16 protein-coding genes are annotated in these 18,034 nt (G+C 54.2%); 7 read left to right on the top strand and 9 right to left on the bottom strand.

Annotation, left to right across the window (positions count from 1 at the left end):
- Positions 1–96 precede the first annotated feature (96 nt).
- The 8 genes from EO763_RS17460 to EO763_RS17495 form a co-directional block, all read right to left on the bottom strand.
- Positions 97–2,076 carry a glycoside hydrolase family 3 protein gene (locus tag EO763_RS17460; protein ID WP_161529718.1) on the bottom strand — a complete coding sequence of 660 codons (1,980 nt, stop codon included), beginning with the start codon at positions 2,074–2,076 and terminating at the stop codon, positions 97–99.
- A 273-nt stretch (positions 2,077–2,349) separates the two neighbouring features.
- Complete coding sequence (gene hpxK / locus EO763_RS17465) at positions 2,350–3,603, bottom strand: allantoate amidohydrolase (protein WP_161529719.1); 1,254 nt, start codon at positions 3,601–3,603, stop codon at positions 2,350–2,352.
- Positions 3,600–4,844 (bottom strand): pyridoxal-phosphate-dependent aminotransferase family protein, encoded by a 1,245-nt coding sequence (locus EO763_RS17470; RefSeq protein ID WP_161529720.1) that lies wholly within the window; start codon positions 4,842–4,844, stop codon positions 3,600–3,602. The genes hpxK and EO763_RS17470 overlap by 4 nt, the downstream gene beginning before the upstream one ends.
- Before the next feature lie 93 nt (positions 4,845–4,937).
- The gene (locus EO763_RS17475; protein ID WP_161529721.1) at positions 4,938–5,681 is read right to left on the bottom strand and encodes an amino acid ABC transporter ATP-binding protein; all 744 of its coding nucleotides are present in this window, start codon (positions 5,679–5,681) and stop codon (positions 4,938–4,940) included.
- On the bottom strand, positions 5,662–6,315 hold the full coding sequence (locus EO763_RS17480; protein WP_208852017.1) for an amino acid ABC transporter permease: 654 nt from the start codon (positions 6,313–6,315) through the stop codon (positions 5,662–5,664). The genes EO763_RS17475 and EO763_RS17480 overlap by 20 nt, the downstream gene beginning before the upstream one ends.
- Positions 6,315–6,980 (bottom strand): amino acid ABC transporter permease, encoded by a 666-nt coding sequence (locus EO763_RS17485; RefSeq protein ID WP_010306971.1) that lies wholly within the window; start codon positions 6,978–6,980, stop codon positions 6,315–6,317. Before EO763_RS17485 ends, EO763_RS17480 begins: the two co-directional genes overlap by 1 nt.
- A 12-nt stretch (positions 6,981–6,992) precedes the next feature.
- On the bottom strand, positions 6,993–7,778 hold the full coding sequence (locus tag EO763_RS17490; protein WP_482811986.1) for a transporter substrate-binding domain-containing protein: 786 nt from the start codon (positions 7,776–7,778) through the stop codon (positions 6,993–6,995).
- A 606-nt stretch (positions 7,779–8,384) separates the two neighbouring features.
- Positions 8,385–9,224, bottom strand: coding sequence for a MurR/RpiR family transcriptional regulator (locus EO763_RS17495; RefSeq protein WP_161529724.1), 840 nt, complete (start codon positions 9,222–9,224; stop codon positions 8,385–8,387).
- A gap of 220 nt (positions 9,225–9,444) precedes the next feature.
- Between EO763_RS17495 and EO763_RS17500 the strand changes: the two genes are divergently transcribed.
- The 4 genes from EO763_RS17500 to hpxZ are packed head-to-tail and all read left to right on the top strand — an operon-like array spanning position 9,445 to position 13,048.
- Positions 9,445–11,049 (top strand): gamma-glutamyltransferase family protein, encoded by a 1,605-nt coding sequence (locus EO763_RS17500; RefSeq protein WP_161529725.1) that lies wholly within the window; start codon positions 9,445–9,447, stop codon positions 11,047–11,049.
- 25 nt (positions 11,050–11,074) lie between these two features.
- Positions 11,075–11,272 carry an oxalurate catabolism protein HpxX gene (gene hpxX / locus EO763_RS17505; protein WP_103862949.1) on the top strand — a complete coding sequence of 66 codons (198 nt, stop codon included), beginning with the start codon at positions 11,075–11,077 and terminating at the stop codon, positions 11,270–11,272.
- Positions 11,269–12,672, top strand: coding sequence for an AtzE family amidohydrolase (locus EO763_RS17510; RefSeq protein WP_161529726.1), 1,404 nt, complete (start codon positions 11,269–11,271; stop codon positions 12,670–12,672). Before hpxX ends, EO763_RS17510 begins: the two co-directional genes overlap by 4 nt.
- Positions 12,662–13,048, top strand: coding sequence for an oxalurate catabolism protein HpxZ (gene hpxZ / locus EO763_RS17515; protein WP_161529727.1), 387 nt, complete (start codon positions 12,662–12,664; stop codon positions 13,046–13,048). The genes EO763_RS17510 and hpxZ overlap by 11 nt, the downstream gene beginning before the upstream one ends.
- Before the next feature lie 146 nt (positions 13,049–13,194).
- Here hpxZ and EO763_RS17520 read toward each other — a convergent pair whose 3' ends face one another.
- The gene (locus EO763_RS17520; protein ID WP_039475492.1) at positions 13,195–13,779 is read right to left on the bottom strand and encodes a hypothetical protein; all 585 of its coding nucleotides are present in this window, start codon (positions 13,777–13,779) and stop codon (positions 13,195–13,197) included.
- Between the two features lie 657 nt (positions 13,780–14,436).
- On the opposite strand from EO763_RS17520, the gene proV reads away from it, so the two are divergent.
- The 3 genes from proV to proX all read left to right on the top strand — a co-directional run bounded on the left by proV (position 14,437) and on the right by proX (position 18,013).
- A complete protein-coding gene (proV, locus tag EO763_RS17525; protein ID WP_039494534.1) occupies positions 14,437–15,639 on the top strand; it encodes a glycine betaine/L-proline ABC transporter ATP-binding protein ProV in 1,203 nt (400 codons plus the stop codon).
- Positions 15,632–16,900, top strand: a complete 1,269-nt coding sequence (gene proW / locus EO763_RS17530; RefSeq protein ID WP_161529728.1) for a glycine betaine/L-proline ABC transporter permease ProW — start codon at positions 15,632–15,634, stop codon at positions 16,898–16,900. Before proV ends, proW begins: the two co-directional genes overlap by 8 nt.
- A gap of 108 nt (positions 16,901–17,008) precedes the next feature.
- Complete coding sequence (gene proX, locus EO763_RS17535) at positions 17,009–18,013, top strand: glycine betaine/L-proline ABC transporter substrate-binding protein ProX (protein ID WP_161530431.1); 1,005 nt, start codon at positions 17,009–17,011, stop codon at positions 18,011–18,013.
- Positions 18,014–18,034: the final 21 nt, after the last annotated feature.

An 18,034-nucleotide genomic window follows, 5' to 3' on the forward strand; every position in this document is an offset into this window, starting at 1 on the left:
CAAATTATTATTTAATATAGTTAAAAGACATATCAGTAGAATAAAAAAGGCCCATTTATGTCAATAAACAGGCCGCTGATGTGAATCAAATCATGATTATTTTGTTAAGCCGAATCCAAAGGGAAAGAGCGGTTTTTTACTGTCATAGGGCACACCGGGTTGCTGATTGAGTACCGCTTTCATGGAAGACGGTAACTCAAATGGGAGTTTCCCGGTATATGCCTCTCCAGACATAAGTTGCTTGAGTAACACATCGTCACTGATCCCAAAGTTGGCGATAACAGCCTGGGCTTTATCCACGATATTGGTCAGAATAGCCGGGCGATCCAGATACACTGTCACGATAGTTGGCACGCTGGCTGTTGCCCTGACAATGGCTTGGTATTCTGGATTGTTCTCGGTATAAGCGAGTGAGCCCTCATGGTGTTTGGCGCCAAAATAAAAGTTTTTATGTGGTTGCTCATACGGTGCAACGCTACGAACCAACGCGACATCGGCAAGCTCTGGCGTTTCTACCACAATAAGCCCTGCGGCCTGAGCGACGTTCTTATCGATTCCGCTGAGCCAGACTTTACTTCCCGCGCGCAATGGCAAAATATTTTTATTTTGCAACAGCACCAACGCACGTTTCTGTGCTTCGTTAGCCCGCTTCTGCCATTCAGCCTTACCCACCACCTGGCTTGCCTGCCCAGCATTAACATAAGGATTTTCAAACAAACCAACCTGGAATTTCTGTTTCAGTAAACGTCTGACAGAAACATCCAGACGCGACTCGGTCAGTTTGCCTCCCTGTACCGCGCTAATCAGTACCGAAGAGTTAGTGACACCACCAAACTGATCGACACCCGCCTCTACCGCTTTAATGAATCGCTGCTCTACCGTCAGGCTTTCAACGCCCCACGGCATGCCACGCGGTACCGGCTTTTCATTCGGCTTGGCCCCCGTGACACAGTCATCTTTACAGTCATTGGTGATAAGCCAGTCACTAAGAATGACGCCATCAAATCCGTAAACCCCACGCAGCAGATCGGTTAATAGAAAACGGTTAAACCCTGCACCGACTTGCTCAATCGACTTTCCTTGCCACGTTGCGTCTTTCAAAATGGAATAGGTTGGCATAATTCCTGCGACACGCGCCTCAAATGCTCCGGTAAAAGGCTCGATATGCTGTTGGAGATCATTCTTTTTGAAGATGGCATATTTGCCATAAACATTGTGGCTATCCCACCCATCTTGTGCAGCGCCATATCCGACCCAGTGTTTAACGATACTGATGACACTTTGTGGATTCAGGCCGTTTCTGCCATTTTGCATGCCTTCAATATAACCCCTGACCATTTTTTTGGTCAGTTCCGCATCTTCGCCAAACGTTCCACTACTCCTTGACCAACGCGGTTCCGTTGCCAGATCGGCCTGCGGCGATAGCGCCTCGGTGATCCCGACCGCACGATATTCCTGCCGCACGATATCGGCAAACTGCCGGGTCAGCGATTCATCACCAATGGCAGCCAATCCCAGCGTTTCAGGCCATTTACTAAATTTCCCAGAGGAAACCGATGCCCCCACCAAATACTGGAAAGCATTGCGCGGGTCACTGCTGATGGTCAGAGGAATCCCCAATCGCGTATTTTCTGCAATCTGCTGTAATTTATTATTCTCCTCCGCCATTTGCGTAGGATCGTCACCGGACAGGCGAGTGATAAAACTGCTGATTGACCTTTCAGCAATCATTTTTCTAGCCGTATCAATATCATAAGCAGATCCTGCGCCAATCACACTCCCCGTCGTCGGGGCGGAACCATGCATCATCAATCCCGCTTTTTCCGCCAGCGTCATACGCGTAACCAGGTCGTTCGCTCGTTGCTCGGGAGATAAACGCCAGTCTTCATATGGATTGACCTTTCCATCACGATTCAGGTCTTTAAATGTCAGGCCATCCAGCATAATGGTTGGCACATCACGATACCCTAATTCCGCTTGTGATATTGCAGAAGCAATCGGAGAAAAAAATAGAGGTACGGAGGAAAATAGTGGTGCTGCTAAAGATAATGCAAAATGCAGTCTGTTTTTTCTCATTATGGCTACTCTCATCAAAGTAAATATCCATCACGCGATGAAAGTAATGCCCACCTAAGTCGACATTACTCTTTTTAAATACATCCATTATTTACGCGCGATATTTTTAAACTGAATATCCTTCCCGAGATGAGACTACGCCAGATGAAAAAACGAACTCAATGTGGAGTGAGCATAATTTAGATATGTGTCAAATAATTATTTCGACGCTCTAAATAATTAGGCCATGTTATATAATTATTTCCTGTAACTGTTATATAAATAGAGGCGCCATTATGCTGCCTTAAACACCGCCTGATAGAACGCCGCTAGCGCCAGCGCCACATCTGCCGTGGTAACAGATTCATCAGGATGGTGGCTGATACCGCCGCGACAGCGGACGAATAGCATCGCCACCGGCCAGCGTTCAGCGATGGCGATGGCGTCGTGCCCCGCACCGCTTGGCAGCATCAGCGTTTTCCCCTGTACCTGCGTCACGGCGTCGTTTAATACCGACTGCAACGCGGGATCGCAGCGGGTTGCCGCAATACGATAATACTCTTCGGCACTGAACTGGCAGCCGCGCTGGTGTGCGATAGCCTGTCCCAGTGTCAGGAGTTTTTCCAGCAACGCATCCAGCGGCGCATCCTCCGGCCCACGAATATCCAGCGTCATCTTCACCTCGCCGGGAATGACATTCGCCGCGCCCGGTAAACACTGCAACGTACCAAACGTGGCGACCAGATGGGGATCGCTTTCCCGCGTCATCCTCTCTGCCTGCGCCATCCAGTCAGCCGCCGCCGCCAGCGCATCCTGCCGCTGCGTCATCGGTACCGTGCCCGCATGCCCCGCCAGACCGAGGAACGTGCAGTTGAGCCGCCGCGCACCGTTAATCGCGGTGACCACACCCAGCGCCAGATCCTGCTGTTCCAGACACGGCCCTTGTTCGATGTGCAATTCCAGATAGGCGGTGATGTCGCTGACCGGACGCGCCGCCAGCGCTACCTCAAGCGGATCCAGCCCCGCAATGGTCAACGCCTGCGCCACGCTGGTGCCTTCTGCATCCTGACAATCCAGCCAGTTCTCCGGCCAGGTGCCCGTTAACCCTCGGCTGCCCAGCAGCGTAATACCAAAACGCGTACCTTCCTCATCGCCGAAACCGATGATTTCCAGCGCCACGGGCAAACGCGTCCCCTGCTGATGGAAGGCACGCACGACTTCAATCGCCGTCAATACGCCCAGCATGCCGTCATACCGTCCAGCATTGCGCACCGTATCCAGATGCGAACCGAGCAGCAGCGCTGGCGCATCCGGTGTTAATCCTTCATAGCGACCACAAATGTTACCAACGCTATCCTGCCAGACATTCATGCCCGCTTCGCGCATCCATTCCCCCACCAGAGCGTTGGCACGCAGGTGCTCCAGCGACAGATAAACGCGGGTCAGTTGGCCGGGCGTTTCGCTAATTGCAGCCAGCGCATCGCAGCGCGACATAATCTGCTCAGCGGCAACCTGTGCGGCAGCGGGCAACATCAACATTTCACTCATGCACGCCCCTCATCCGCCGCGTAGCAATTCCAGGCGGCCTGCAAGGCTTCGCCCTGCACGGTACGGAAGCCCAGGCGATTCAGCACCGCCTCCAGCGCCGTCAGCGTTTGCATCACGCAGTCTTTACGCGCGTTGTAGCCCATCGTCCCGATACGCCAGATCTTGCCCTGAAGCGGGCCAAACGAGGTGCCGATCTCAATGGCGAAATCTTCCAGCAGCAGCTTACGCACCTGCTCACCGTGAACGCCGTCAGGAATCACCACGCCCAGCACGTTATTCATTTTGTGGGTCAGCGAACCAAAGGTATCCAGCCCCATTCCTTTAATCCCCGCCACCAGCGCACTTCCGTGCAGCGCATGACGGGCAATACTGCGATCCAGCCCTTCTTCGAGAATCGTTCGGGCACACTCGCGTGCAGCGAACAGCATGCTCGTCGCCTCGGTATGGTGGTTCAGGCGCTCCGGCCCCCAGTAATCCATCACCATGCCCAGATCGAAATAGTTGGAATAGATCATCTCGTCGTCGCCGTCCTGATGCGCGTCCGTTCGGATCCCCTGTTCGACGCATTTACGCCGGCGGATCACCGCTTCCATCTGCGGGCTGAGCGTGATCGGTGAACTGCCGGACGGCCCGCCGAGGCATTTCTGCAACCCTGCGGAAACCGCATCCAGCCCCCACAGGTCCGTTTCCAGCGGGTTACCACCGAAAGACGCCGTAGCATCGGTATAGAACAGCACGCCGTGACGGCGGCAAATCTCGCCCAGTTCCTCCAGCGGTTGTAGCATGGTGGTCGATGTATCGCCCTGCACCGTCAGCAGTAAGCGCGGGCGTACCGCTTTGATCGCATCTTCGATCTGGTCTGGTGAAAACACCTCACCCCACGGCACTTCAATGGTATGAACGTCAGCACGGCAGCGACGGGCAATCTCACACAGCAAATGACCAAAACGACCAAACACCGGCACCAGCACTTTGTCGCCGGGGCGGATCGCCGACAGCAGAATCGCTTCGATCCCCGCCCGCGAGGTGCCGTCTACCAGCATCGTCCAGCGGTTTTCCGTACGGAAAAGTTGACGATAGAGCGCCATGACCTGATTCATGTAGTTCGTCATCGCGGGGTCATATTGCCCCACCAGTTGGCTGGCCATTGCCCGTAATACGCGCGGATCGGCATTGATCGGTCCCGGCCCCATCAGCAGGCGATGAGGTGGATTGATTTGCGCGTACAGTTCGCTGTTCATGGTTATGTGCTCCAGATTCTTTACGTTACTGCTCTGCTAATCGCATGATTTGATGCGCGTTTCCGTGCGTGATTAGCTCAAAAGAGGGAAGCCTTACGCTTCCGATAGTCCTCGGACCGAGGCGATAAACTGTTTCAGTTCGCGGGTCTGCGGGTTAGCAAACAGCGTTTTGCTGTCGCCCTGCTCCCAGACCGTGCCTTGATGCATAAACACCACGCGGTCGCCCACTTCACGGGCAAAATTCATTTCATGCGTCACCAGAATCAGCGTCATGCCTTCGGCAGCCAGCTGTTCCAGCACTTTCAGCACTTCGCCGACTAACTCAGGATCGAGTGCCGAGGTAATTTCATCGCACAGCAGGACTTTTGGGCTCATCGCCAGCGCGCGGGCGATCGCGACGCGCTGTTGCTGACCACCCGACAGATTGGCGGGATAGTAGTGAAGACGCTCGCCCAGCCCGACCTTATTGAGCATCTGTTCACCCAGTTCATGGCATTCCGCCGCGCTTTTTCCCAGCACGCGGCGCGGTGCCAGCATCACGTTTTCCAGCGCCGTCATGTGTGGAAACAGATTGAAGTTCTGGAACACCATCCCGACCGAGCGGCTGATTTCCCGCGCCTGCGAATCCCTGTCGGTAACGGTCATCCCACCCAGCTTGATGCTGCCGTCCTGATAGCCTTCCAGACCGTTCATGCAGCGCAATAGCGTGCTCTTACCGGAGCCGCTGCGCCCGATGATCGAAATGACCTCACCCATTTCGATATCCAGATCCACACCTTTCAGGACGTGGTTCTGGCCGTAATATTTTTGAACCTGATTAATGGTGATGAGCGGCATTGAATTTCTTCTCCAGATAGCGGCTGTAGTAAGAGAGCGGATAGCACATCAGGAAATAGCCCAGCGCCACCAATCCGAACACTTTAAACGGCTGATAGGTCACGTTATTCAACATGGTTCCCGCCTTCGTCAGTTCGATGAATCCGATGATCGACGCCAGCGCGGTGCCTTTAATCACCTGCACGGAAAACCCCACGGTAGGCGCGATGGCGATACGCATCGCCTGTGGCGCAATCACCTGATAGAGCGTCTGGCCGAAATCCAGTCCGAGGCAGCGCGATGCTTCCCACTGCCCTTTCGGCAAGGCTTCCACGCTGCCACACCAGATATCCACCAGAAAGGCGCTGGTAAAGAGCGTCAGCGCTAGGGCTGCCGCCGTCCACGGGCTCACATCAATGCCGAACAGCGCCAACCCGAAAAAAGCGAGAAATAGCTGCATCAGCAGCGGCGTCCCCTGAAACAGCTCGGAATACAAATGGACAAGGCGCGTCGGCCATTTGCGTTTAGTCAACCGCAGCAGCATCAGCGGAAAGGTCACTATCGCGCCGCCAATGAAAGCCGTCAGCGACAGCAGTAGCGTCCAACGTGCTGCCAGCAGCAGGTTGCGCACAATATCCCAGTCGGTAAATGTCATCATGACTGATTCCCCAGAAAGCGCCGACCTGCCAGCAGTAAGAGTTGTCGCATCAGAACAGACAGCATCAGGTAACACAGCGTGGTTGCCAGATACACTTCAAAGCTCAAAAACGTACGGGACTGAATCAGGTTGGCAGCAAAAGTCAGTTCTTCGTAAGACACCTGCGACACCACTGACGATCCCAGCATGACGATGATGCACTGGCTGACCAGCGCCGGATAAATCCGCTGGAGCGCAGGCGGCAGAATCACACGCAGGAAGGTCTGCATCCGCGTCAGCCCCAGCACACGGGCGGCTTCCCATTGGCCTTTCGGCGTTACCTGAATCCCCGCGCGGATAATCTCGGTGCTGTACGCCCCCAGATTAATCAGCATCGCCAACAGCGCGGCCTGTCCGGCGGTGAGCTTCAAGCCCAGACTCGGCAAGCCGAAAACGATGAAGAACAGCTGAACCACAAACGGCGTATTGCGGATCAACTCGACGTAGACACCCCATAGCCGACTCAGCAGGGTGGGCTTGCCGCTGCGCAAAGCCGCACCGAAGATGCCGATGGCAATGCCGCCGAGGGTTGCCATGACCGTCAGCTCAATGGTGACCCACAACCCCTCCAGCAGCTCAGGCCAGAACGGAAACAGCGCGGAAAAATTAAGCTGATAGGTCATGGCGTGCTCCCGTTAAGCCTTGATGCTGGCCGGCAGCGGCGCTTTCAGCCATTTTTCCGACAGGCTATTGAGCGTGTTGTCTTTCAGTGCTTGCTCAATCAACGCATCAACTTTCGCTTTCAGCGCGGGTTCATCCTTCTTCAGCCCGATGTAGCACGGCGAATCTTTCAGCATAAACTTCGCTACCGGTGCTTTCGTCGGATTCTGCTCGGCGATAGCGGCGACAACCAGGTTACCCGTTGCAACATATTCCACCTGCCCAGATAGGTACGCCGACAGCGTGGTGTTGTTATCTTCGTAGCGCTTAATCTGTGCGGCCTTCGGCGCGATATCCGTCAGCACCATGTCTTCTACTGCACCGCGCGTAACACCGATGCTCTTGCCTTCCAGCGCGTCTGACGATGTCAGCATGCTGTCTTTCGGCCCAAATACGCCGAGGAAAAATGGTGCATAGGCGCGGCTGAAATCGATCACTTTTTCACGCTCGGCGTTTTTGCCCAGACTGGAGATCACCAGGTCAACTTTGTTGGTTTGCAGATACGGTACGCGGTTAGCACTGGTTACCGGAACCAACTGCAACTTTAGTTTCATCTCTTTCGCCAGATAGTGGGCGATATCGATGTCATACCCCTGCGGTTGCAGATCCGTCCCCACCGATCCAAACGGCGGGAAATCCTGCGGGACAGCGACACGCAGCACACCGCGCTTCTCGATATCCTGCAACTGATCGGCCATCGCGCTACCGGCCTGAACCAGTAACATTGCCGCGCCCATCACTGCCAGTAACCCTTTTTTGATGCCCAGTTTATTGATCAACATCGTCTCTGCCCCCGGTTAGTGTAATTGAAACGAAAGATTCTTTAAAAACAAAAATTGAAACCATCGTTGCAGGAATTAAGCAAGGAGCATGCCAGATCGCATGGGTACTCTTGGCGATGGGGAACAGCGTAGAAGGTCAAATGATTTTGCTAAAACAAGGCATAGCTATGGATATGAAATATTTGTGAAAAATTTCGTGCGTGATTGCAGAAAGATAATTTATGCAACTCATGCACCACGCCCGACGTAGGGCTGCTCAGTCGCCGCAGCCCTACGAACCCTGGCTTTCGGCGTGAATTATGCCGCTACGCGGTACATTCGAAACGTGTGTCATCCTGTCGAACCGCCTGCGACGCGCTCCCGACGCGGCACAGGCTTTCGCAGCGTCCATGCTGCTCATTCGAGATGATCCACATTTCTCATCATAATTTTTTACGCCTATGAACAGATAACAACGAGAAACAATCCACAGCGCTGCGTCACAAAAATAATCCGGTGCTATCACGCCCGAAACGATCCACATGACTATATAGCAACCAATTAATTCGCACTACATTAGTGCAATAGCACCATCCCAACGCACCATCAGCGTTGCTCAAGCTCATCCAATTCACCATAAAGATCCGCGATCTGGTGGATGCGCTGGCGTCCGTCACGCAGCATTTCATGTAATAGCGCGTTACTGATCACGTTCACCAAACTCATCGCGGAGGAATAGCTGTCAAACGCCGAGACGCTGTCCAGCGGGACGCACAGCGACCAGGTTGCCAGCGACATTAGCGTACTTGCCTGTGGTTCGCACAGCAGCAGCACGGGCACGCCGCGCTTTTGCAACTGTGCCAACAGTGGCTGGATCAGGCGCGGGCGGCGGCGAAACGCCACCACAATCACGACATCCTGCGCGGTGAGATCCACCAGCTCTTCGGATAACGTCTGCCCCGGCTGTGTCAGCAGCGTGACCTGTTGGCGAATCTGGAGCAGCTGTTGGCGCAGGTGCAGCGCCACCGGATAGCTATTGCGCAGCCCAATCAAACACAGGCGCTGCGCCTGCATCAGCGCCTGAATCACTGCGCCAAACTGCACAGGGTCAATCTGGTTTATCCACTGCGTCAAGTTCGCCATTTCCTGCTTGTAATGCCGCGCCAGCAGCGTATTCCCCTGCACGGCATCCCGGTTATCCGCCAGCGGCATCCCGCTCTGGCGCAGCGTTCTGAGCTCATCGCGCATATCGCGGTAGCTGGGGTAACCCAGCCGTTTGAACAACCGACTAACAGTCGCTTTGGAAACGCCGCTGAGCCGCGCCAGCTCGGCGCTGTTGTAGCTAATTAAATCGTCAAAGTGATCGAAGATGAAATCCGCGACGCGCTGTTCCTGCGGTGAAAGCTCGCCATAGCGATCCCGTAATCGTTCATCTATTTGCATCATCGTCTCTCACCCGTTGCGCTTGCTGTAACGTTTGTTTCATGTCGCAGAACATAGCACAGGATTGTCAGGATGATATAGGTACCCCTTCCGGCACCGCATGCGGACTTTCTGCTGCACTAAAAAACTGGAACGCCGTTTGCTTAAAAACTGGAACGCCGTTTGCTTATCGCTAAGGTTAATAACTCTTACCCTACATAATATTTAAAAAAGGAATCCTGAAATGATGCAAAGCAACACCGCCCCGCTGGGTATGGCGGTAGCACCTCATCATTTAGCCAGTGCCAGCGCATTGGCCGTTCTGCGCGAAGGCGGGAACGCCATTGAAGCTATGGTCGCAGCGGCGGCAACGATTGCCGTGGTGTACCCACATATGAACGGGATCGGCGGCGACGGTTTCTGGCTGATTGTGCCCCCACACGGTGAACCCGTTGCTATTGATGCCAGCGGGGCTGCGGGGTCACTGGCCTGCCGTGAGTGGTATCAAGGTGAAAGTCGCATTCCACACCGGGGGCCCAAAGCGGCGCTGACGGTCGCGGGCACCGTCGGCGGCTGGCAGGAAGCGCTGAACTATTCGCAAGAACTGGCCTATTCACAAGAAATAGACGGCACACCGATGCCGCTGGCCCGCCTGTTATCTGACGCGATTCGCTATGCGGCTGACGGCATTCCCGTCACACAATCTCAGGAGGATGCGCTCACACAGCGCTACCACGAACTGAGCGATTTTCCGGCCTTTAGCCAGCTGTTTATGCCGCAGGGGAATATCCCGCGCGCGGGCAGCCGTTTCACGCAGCCGGATTTAGCCGATACCCTGACAATGCTGAGCCTTGAAGGGCTGGACAGTTTTTATCGCGGCTCCGTCGCCGCCCGGCTGTCGGCACAGATGGCTCAGCTTGGTATGCCGCTGACGGCGGACGATCTGGCAAATTACCGCGCCAAACGAACCACGCCGCTGGTGCTGAAGCACAGTAAAGGCGATATCTATAACCTCGCGCCGCCGACGCAAGGTCTGGTGTCGCTCGCGATTCTCGGCCTGACCGATCATTTAGACATGGAAGATCTGAACGATAGCCAGACGATCCACCGCATTGTCGAATCGACCAAACTGGCGTTTGGCCTGCGTGACCGCTTCATTACCGATCCTAAGCAAATGACGCAGGACGTTCAGGCGTTGCTGGAAAACGATGCGCTCGGCGTGCTGGCTCGTCAGGTCGATACCCGCAAAGCCGCGTCGTGGGGAGAAGGCAAAGGCCCCGGCGACACCGTCTGGATGGGCGTCTGCGACAGCAGTGGCCTGTGTGTATCTTTCATTCAAAGCATTTACCACGAGTTTGGCAGCGGCGTGGTGTTGCCGGGAACGGGCGTGCTTTGGCAGAACCGTGGCGCCTCGTTCAGCCTCGATCCGGCACACTTACTGGCGTTAGAGCCCGGTAAACAGCCGTTTCATACCTTGAACCCTGCCGCCGCACGTTTATCCGACGGTCGAACCCTAGTCTACGGCTCGATGGGCGGCGACGGACAGCCGCAGACGCAGGCGGCCATCTTTATCCGTCACGTCCAGCAAGGGCTGCCGCTACAACAGGCGATTACCGCCCCGCGCTGGCTGCTGGGCCGTACCTGGGGACAAGCTTCCGATACGCTGAAAATCGAAGATCGCTTTAAACCTGCGACCGTGGATGCCCTACGTCAGCTCGGTCACGACGTCGAGCTGTTGAGCAGCTTTAGCGAAACGGTCGGCCACGCCGGTGCCATCGTACGCCACACCAACGGCATGCTGGAAGGTGCCTTCGATCCGCGCAGCAACGGCAGCGCGGCTGGCTTCTAATCATGAATCAACCGGGAGAATATGTATGACGACCCACTCAATCGATAGCGACACGTTGGCCGCTTATCTTCAACACATGGAAACGCTGCTAGCGCTGCAACTGAGTCAGGAGCGGCGTCAGGAGCTGTTAGTTCAGTTTAGCCGCATTCACGCCATGGCGCAGCCGTTAATGGAATTCCCTCTTGATGAACATCAGGAAATTGCCGGGGTTTATACGCTATGAATAGACCTTCAGCGTTATCTATCCGGCAGATTCAGCAAGGTTTGCAGGCTGGCACGTTCTCCGCCAAGGAGCTTGCACAGCAGGCATTGGGCGCCATTGAGCAGGTCAACCCCACGATTAACGCCTATACCCACGTTACCGGTACACGCATGTTGGCAGAGGCTGAGCGCATCGACTCAAGCCGTCAACGCGGGGAAGCCTTGCCCGCACTAGCCGGCGTGCCTTACGCCGTCAAGAACCTGTTTGACGTCAGCGGAGCAACCACGTTGGCAGGTGCCGAGCTTTTCAGCCAGCGACCACCCGCGGCACAGGACGCCTTTGCCATCCGTCAGCTTGCCAGTCAGGGCGCACTGCTGTCCGGCATGTTGAATATGGATGCCTATGCCTACGGCTTTACCACCGAAAACAGCCATTACGGCCCCACGCGCAACCCGCTCGATACACAGCGCATCGCGGGTGGATCGTCTGGCGGATCGGCCGCCGCCGTCGCAGCAGGCTTGGTTAACTTCACACTGGGCAGCGACACCAATGGCTCGATCCGCGTGCCATCGTCGCTATGCGGCATTTTCGGGCTAAAGCCGACGTTTGGCCGTTTATCACGCCACGGCAGCCACCCGTTTGTCGCCAGCCTCGACCATATCGGTCCGCTGGCGCGTAGTGCAGACGATCTGGCCTTGGTGTTTGACGCCTTACAAGGTCGCGATGAACACGATCGTTTTCAGGCCAAGCGGGAAACGCAGCATACCGCTGCACAGTTGGAAACGGGCAGTGACGGATTACGCTACGCGGTGCTCGATGGCTATTTCTCCTCCTGGGCCAGCGAGGAAGCCAACACCGCCGTCCGCCAAGTCGCACAGGCGCTGGGCGCGCAGGACAGCCTTACGCTAACCGATGCCGCACTGGCACGTAGCGCCGCCTTTATTCTGTCGGCCAGCGAAGGGGGCAACCAGTATTTGCCAGCCTTACGTTCGCAGCCTGAGCGCTTCGAGCCCCTGTCACGCGAGCGCCTGCTGGCTGGCGCCATGATCCCCGCCGCTTGGTATGTGCAGGCTCAGCGTTTCCGTAATTATTTCCGTCAACAGACACTGGCGCTGTTTGAGCACACCGACCTGCTGATCGCCCCAGCAACGCCCTGCTCCGCCACGCTTATCGGGCAGGAAACTATGCGCATTAATGATACCGACCTGCCCGTCCGCGCCAGTATGGGCATGCTGACGCAGCCGATCTCTTTTGTCGGGCTACCCGTCGTGACGGTACCGATGGCGACCGCGAGCGGCCTGCCAATAGGCGTGCAGATTATTGCCGCACCGTGGCGTGAGGATCTTTGCCTGCGGACGGCGTGGGCGCTGGAGCAGCAAGGACTAACTTATACCGTAGAGGAAAGAAAATATGTTGCCTGACGATATCAATCAGCCGGATGTGCTGGCCGACGTGACTGACGCGTTCTATCGCTATGAGAAAGCCTTAACGGGTAATGACATTGCGGTGCTGGATGAACTGTTCTGGCACAATGAAAAAACGGTACGCTACGGTGCAGGAGAAAATCTGTACGGAATCGAGGAAATCCGAGCCTTTCGCCTCGCTCGCCCTTCTGCCGGTCTGGACAGAACGCTGCGTAATACGGTCATCACCGCTTATGGTCATGATATGGCCGTCGCCAGCACGGAATTTACCCGCACAGGCAGCGCGAAGATCGGCCGCCAAATGCAAACCTGGGTAAGAATGCCAGAAGGTTGGCGCATTGTCGCCGCCCACGTCAGCCTGATGAGTGAGTAACAATGGAGGAAACAAGCGCCATCACTATGCGCTTGTTTCAGTTCCCACTAATCTACTTATCCGCCAAATTAGGCGCATCTGAGGCTAGATAATATTTGCCATCAATAAGCACATATTCACCAGAAGCCAGCTTACGCTTTATCACATCACGCGCCGCCATTTGCAGCTTTTTCCCCAAGGCGAAAAATGCCTGTTCCTGAAGACTTAACGTCGTAATATCGTGTGAGGATGACATAGCTTCTCCTATCTGAACCAAGTCGATTAAATGACTGCATACCTGGGATACGAATGTTAAATCTGCTTTTCCCTGCTAACCCCAGTAAACCATCATATAAATCCGCGAGATCGATTTTCCTTTTCCCTGAAAGGTCGGGGGCTGCGCACCAATAGTAAGCCCCTGATCGGGAAACATTGTAGTGGTCAAAAATCGCTCTAGCAACCGACGTAATCACCTTTAGAATTTGCCCAGAATTGAGCTCAACATGCCGATAAGCTTCCAAACGCTCTTGATTCTCAACTTTATCAAAAGCAACCGTCCAAAGACCCGACTGGGGCATTTGAAAACCAGGTATGTTATGTTTCTCATCAATCCCTTTATTAAGCAATTCCTCCGCTGACTGGAGTTTTTGGAAACCAATGGCATATACCATGCCACCAACGATAAACTGACGCATAAGCAACTCACCATTCCCTGTATAGTCTTCGAAATCATGGTATTCCCAAGTGACCACTTTTAGCTTTTCCTTAGCAGAAATCAGATGAGCAGATAACCAAAATACCTTTCTTGTGACAATGTCCTTATTTCTCTTTCTGGTTTTGCTTCGCAATTTTTAAAAACACTCAAAAATCCCCACTTGCCGATGGCGTTATCCTCTAAATATGACAGATATATTATTCGGAACACTCTCATTTATTGGTGGGAATTAATGCAATCATTTAACCCACTATATCTTTGCTATACTGTATAAAATACCGACAGATAGCATAAGTAAAAAATGTACTTACGTCGGCCTATTTGGGTGTCTATAGCCCGAAAAATGTGATTTATTTATCATATTATCCGATTAGTGAAATTCACTATAAATCGCGGTCTATCCACCATCAGAAAAGGTTATATCCTCTGCGAATCCAACACGTAGAAATCAATAGGTAACATACTGTTATAAAAAGAATTACCACCCCAACCAAAAATCATAAAGATCACATAAATCATGAAGATAAGGCAGTAATAATAGCATTGCTGTTATCGCGAATATTAGCTTCCAGGGAAATGTGATTGTGGCAATCAAGGGTTGTCTCAGAATCTGAGTATGGTAGGGTAGATTATGTTTAATCATTATCAGGGTTACGTTATAGAATTATAAACGACACAGGAAAACAATAATTTCATGGCAATTAAACTTGAAGTAAAGAATCTTTATAAGATATTTGGTGAGCACCCAGACAGAGCATTTAAACTGATTGATAAAGGCCTGAGCAAAGATCAGGTATTTGAAAAAACAGGGCTTACTGTCGGGGTAAAAGATGCCAGTCTGGCCATTGAAGAAGGCGAGATATTTGTCATCATGGGATTATCCGGTTCCGGCAAATCAACCATGGTACGCCTTCTCAATCGTCTGATAGAACCCACTCGGGGTCAGGTACTGATCGATGGCGAGGATATCTCTAGGATATCCGATACCGCGCTGCGCGACGTGCGCCGCAAGAAGATCAGTATGGTGTTCCAATCCTTTGCGCTCATGCCGCATCTGAACATCCTCAACAATACCGCGTTTGGTATGGAACTGGCTGGTGTACCGAAAGCGGAACGTGAGCAAAAAGCACTGGATGCGTTGCAGCAGGTAGGACTTGAAGCCTACGCGGCGTCTTACCCAGATGAGCTCTCCGGCGGGATGCGACAGCGTGTCGGTCTGGCCCGTGCGTTAGCAAACGACCCCGATATCCTGCTGATGGATGAAGCGTTCTCCGCGCTCGATCCGCTGATCCGTACTGAAATGCAGGATGAGTTGATCAAACTCCAGTCTCGTCATCAACGCACTATCATCTTTATCTCGCACGATCTGGATGAAGCGATGCGCATCGGTGACCGGATTGCCATCATGCACGGCGGTGAAGTGATTCAGGTCGGCACACCCGATGAAATCCTGAATAACCCCGCCAATGACTATGTACGCACCTTTTTCCGCGGTGTCGATATCAGCCATGTGTTTAGCGCCAAAGATATCGCCCGTCGTCGCCCGGTCACCTTGATTCGTAAAACCCCCGGCGTGGGCCCGCGTTCCGCGCTGAAAATCCTTCAGGATGAAGACCGTGATTACGGCTACGTGCTGGAAGGTGGGAAACGTTTCATTGGCATCGTATCTATTGATTCACTGAAGCAGGCGCTGAAAGAACAGCAGCCGCTGGAACAGGCGTTACTGCCCGAACCTGTTCCCGTGCCCGCAGATATGTCACTCAACGAGCTGATTTCTCAGGTCGCACAGGCCCCCTGTGCCGTCCCTGTCGTCGGCGAGAACAATGAGTACATAGGCATCATTTCCAAAGGAATGCTGCTACAGGCACTGGATAAGGAAGGAGTGACCAATGAGTAAATCAACATCGAATCCGTGGGATGCGACCACGGCACAAAACCAGTCGGCCGATCAAGGTACAACCCCTGAGCAGGCTAATGGCGCACAGCAAAACGATCCGTGGGCGGCCAGCTCGCAAAACGCTCAAGCCGATTCTGCACCAGCGAATGATGGTGCTGCACCTGACAGTGCAGCACAGAGCGACCCTTGGTCCACTGGCGCGCCCGCTCAGGATGCACCGGCTAACGGCGGCGATGCGTGGAGCAGTGCTCCGGCACCCGATGGTTCTGTCGACGCCGCGCATCAGGCTACGCAATCCGGCAGTGACTGGTTAAACAGCGCTGCCCCAGCGACGCCCGAGCATTTCAATCTGCTCGATCCGTTTAAAGACACGTTGATCCCACTGGACAGCTGGGTCACCCACGGCATCGACTGGGTTGTACTGCACTTCAGACCGATCTTCCAGGGCGTTCGCGTCCCAGTTGACTTTATTCTGGGCGGCTTTCAACAATTCCTGCTGGGTATGCCAGCGCCGATCGCCATTCTGGTGTTTTCGCTGATTGCCTGGCAGATGTCCAGCCTCGGTATGGGCGTGGCTACCCTGTTGTCTCTCATCGCGATTGGTGCGATTGGTGCCTGGTCGCAGGCTATGATCACGTTAGCGCTGGTACTGACTGCGCTGTTCTTCTGCGTGCTCATCGGGCTCCCCGTTGGGATCTGGCTGGCACGTAGCGAACGAGCCGCAAAGTTCATCCGGCCGCTGTTGGATGCCATGCAGACGACGCCCGCGTTCGTTTATTTGGTGCCTATCGTCATGCTGTTCGGTATCGGTAATGTGCCAGGCGTGGTGGTGACCATTATCTTTGCCCTGCCGCCGATTATTCGCTTAACGATTCTGGGTATTCGTCAGGTGCCAGCCGATCTGATTGAAGCCGCCGAGTCATTCGGTGCTAGCCCGCGCCAGATGTTGTTTAAGGTTCAGCTCCCGCTGGCCATGCCAACCATCATGGCAGGCGTTAACCAGACGCTGATGCTTGCGCTGTCGATGGTCGTTATCGCCTCGATGATCGCCGTAGGCGGTCTGGGTCAGATGGTACTGCGCGGCATTGGCCGTCTGGATATGGGTCTGGCTGCCGTCGGTGGTGTCGGGATCGTCATTCTGGCCATTATTCTTGACCGTCTTACCCAATCTCTGGGGCGCGATCGTCGTAGCAAAGGCAACAAAAGCTGGTACGCCAGCGGCCCGATTGGCCTGCTGACCCGTCCTTTCATCAAGCAATAACGCTCGTCCCGCTTGTCTGGCACACGTCAGACAAGCGGCGGCATTCACTATTCGTTTTATCAGCAATATTTACGATCTCAACGCACGATAAAAACAGAGGGAATCATGATGCGTAACACCACACTTTGGGCCACCGCCCTGACTACCGTCCTGTTGAGTACGCAGGTTTACGCCGCAGACACTGCGCAACCTGGTAAAGGTATTTCCGTTATTCCGGTGCAAAGCACCATCTCCGAGGAAACGTTCCAGACGCTGCTGGTCAGCCGCGCGTTGGAAAAGCTAGGCTATGACGTGCAATCCCCCCGTGAAGTGGACTACAACGTGGCCTACACCTCGATTGCCTCCGGCGATGCAACGTTTATCGCGGTTAACTGGGACCCGCTGCACGCCGATCAGTACAAAGCCGCTGGCGGGGATGCGAAATTCTACCGTCAGGGTGAATATGTCTCCGGTGCAGCACAGGGTTACCTGATCGATAAGAAAACGGCTGATAAATACAAAATCACCAATATTGCGCAGCTAAAAGATCCGAAAATCGCCAAGCTGTTTGATACCAATGGCGATGGCAAAGCCGATCTGACGGGCTGTACGCCGGGCTGGGGATGTGAAGCCGCCATCAACCACCACCTTCCTGCCTATGGCTTAACCAACACGGTAGAACATAATCAGGGGAACTATGCGGCGATGATCGCCGATACCATCACCCGCTACAAAGAAGGCAAGCCAATTCTGTACTACACGTGGACGCCGTACTGGGTGAGTGATGTGCTGGTTCCGGGACGTGATGTGGTCTGGTTGCAGGTACCTTTCTCTTCTCAACCGGGGGAAATGAAAGACGTCAGCACCAAGCTGCCAAACGGGGCTGACTATGGCTTCCCTGTCAACACGATGAAGATTGCCGCGAATAAAGCCTGGGCCGAGAAAAACCCGGCAGCGGCGAAGCTGTTCGCTATCATGAAGCTGCCGATTGCGGATGTGAATGCGCAGAACCTGCGTATGCATGAAGGCCAAGGTTCACAGAAGGATATCGAACGTCATGTTGATGGCTGGATTAAAGCCCACCAGCAGCTGTTTGACGGCTGGGTGAAAACCGCTGCCGATGCCGCGAAATAATCATCGGTAGACGAACGCCCC

Origin of the sequence: Pectobacterium odoriferum (assembly GCF_009931295.1) — a bacterium.
GTDB lineage: Bacteria > Pseudomonadota > Gammaproteobacteria > Enterobacterales > Enterobacteriaceae > Pectobacterium > Pectobacterium odoriferum.

What these genes read in the sequence shown, in the direction of transcription:
- EO763_RS17460 (WP_161529718.1), bottom strand. Translation starts at nt 2,076, where the DNA reads ATGAGAAAAAACAGACTGCATTTTGCATTATCTTTAGCAGCACCACTA.
- hpxK (WP_161529719.1), bottom strand. Translation starts at nt 3,603, where the DNA reads ATGAGTGAAATGTTGATGTTGCCCGCTGCCGCACAGGTTGCCGCTGAG.
- EO763_RS17470 (WP_161529720.1), bottom strand. Translation starts at nt 4,844, where the DNA reads ATGAACAGCGAACTGTACGCGCAAATCAATCCACCTCATCGCCTGCTG.
- EO763_RS17475 (WP_161529721.1), bottom strand. Translation starts at nt 5,681, where the DNA reads ATGCCGCTCATCACCATTAATCAGGTTCAAAAATATTACGGCCAGAAC.
- EO763_RS17480 (WP_208852017.1), bottom strand. Translation starts at nt 6,315, where the DNA reads ATGACATTTACCGACTGGGATATTGTGCGCAACCTGCTGCTGGCAGCA.
- EO763_RS17485 (WP_010306971.1), bottom strand. Translation starts at nt 6,980, where the DNA reads ATGACCTATCAGCTTAATTTTTCCGCGCTGTTTCCGTTCTGGCCTGAG.
- EO763_RS17495 (WP_161529724.1), bottom strand. Translation starts at nt 9,224, where the DNA reads ATGATGCAAATAGATGAACGATTACGGGATCGCTATGGCGAGCTTTCA.
- EO763_RS17500 (WP_161529725.1), top strand. Translation starts at nt 9,445, where the DNA reads ATGATGCAAAGCAACACCGCCCCGCTGGGTATGGCGGTAGCACCTCAT.
- hpxX (WP_103862949.1), top strand. Translation starts at nt 11,075, where the DNA reads ATGACGACCCACTCAATCGATAGCGACACGTTGGCCGCTTATCTTCAA.
- EO763_RS17510 (WP_161529726.1), top strand. Translation starts at nt 11,269, where the DNA reads ATGAATAGACCTTCAGCGTTATCTATCCGGCAGATTCAGCAAGGTTTG.
- hpxZ (WP_161529727.1), top strand. Translation starts at nt 12,662, where the DNA reads ATGTTGCCTGACGATATCAATCAGCCGGATGTGCTGGCCGACGTGACT.
- proV (WP_039494534.1), top strand. Translation starts at nt 14,437, where the DNA reads ATGGCAATTAAACTTGAAGTAAAGAATCTTTATAAGATATTTGGTGAG.
- proW (WP_161529728.1), top strand. Translation starts at nt 15,632, where the DNA reads ATGAGTAAATCAACATCGAATCCGTGGGATGCGACCACGGCACAAAAC.
- proX (WP_161530431.1), top strand. Translation starts at nt 17,009, where the DNA reads ATGCGTAACACCACACTTTGGGCCACCGCCCTGACTACCGTCCTGTTG.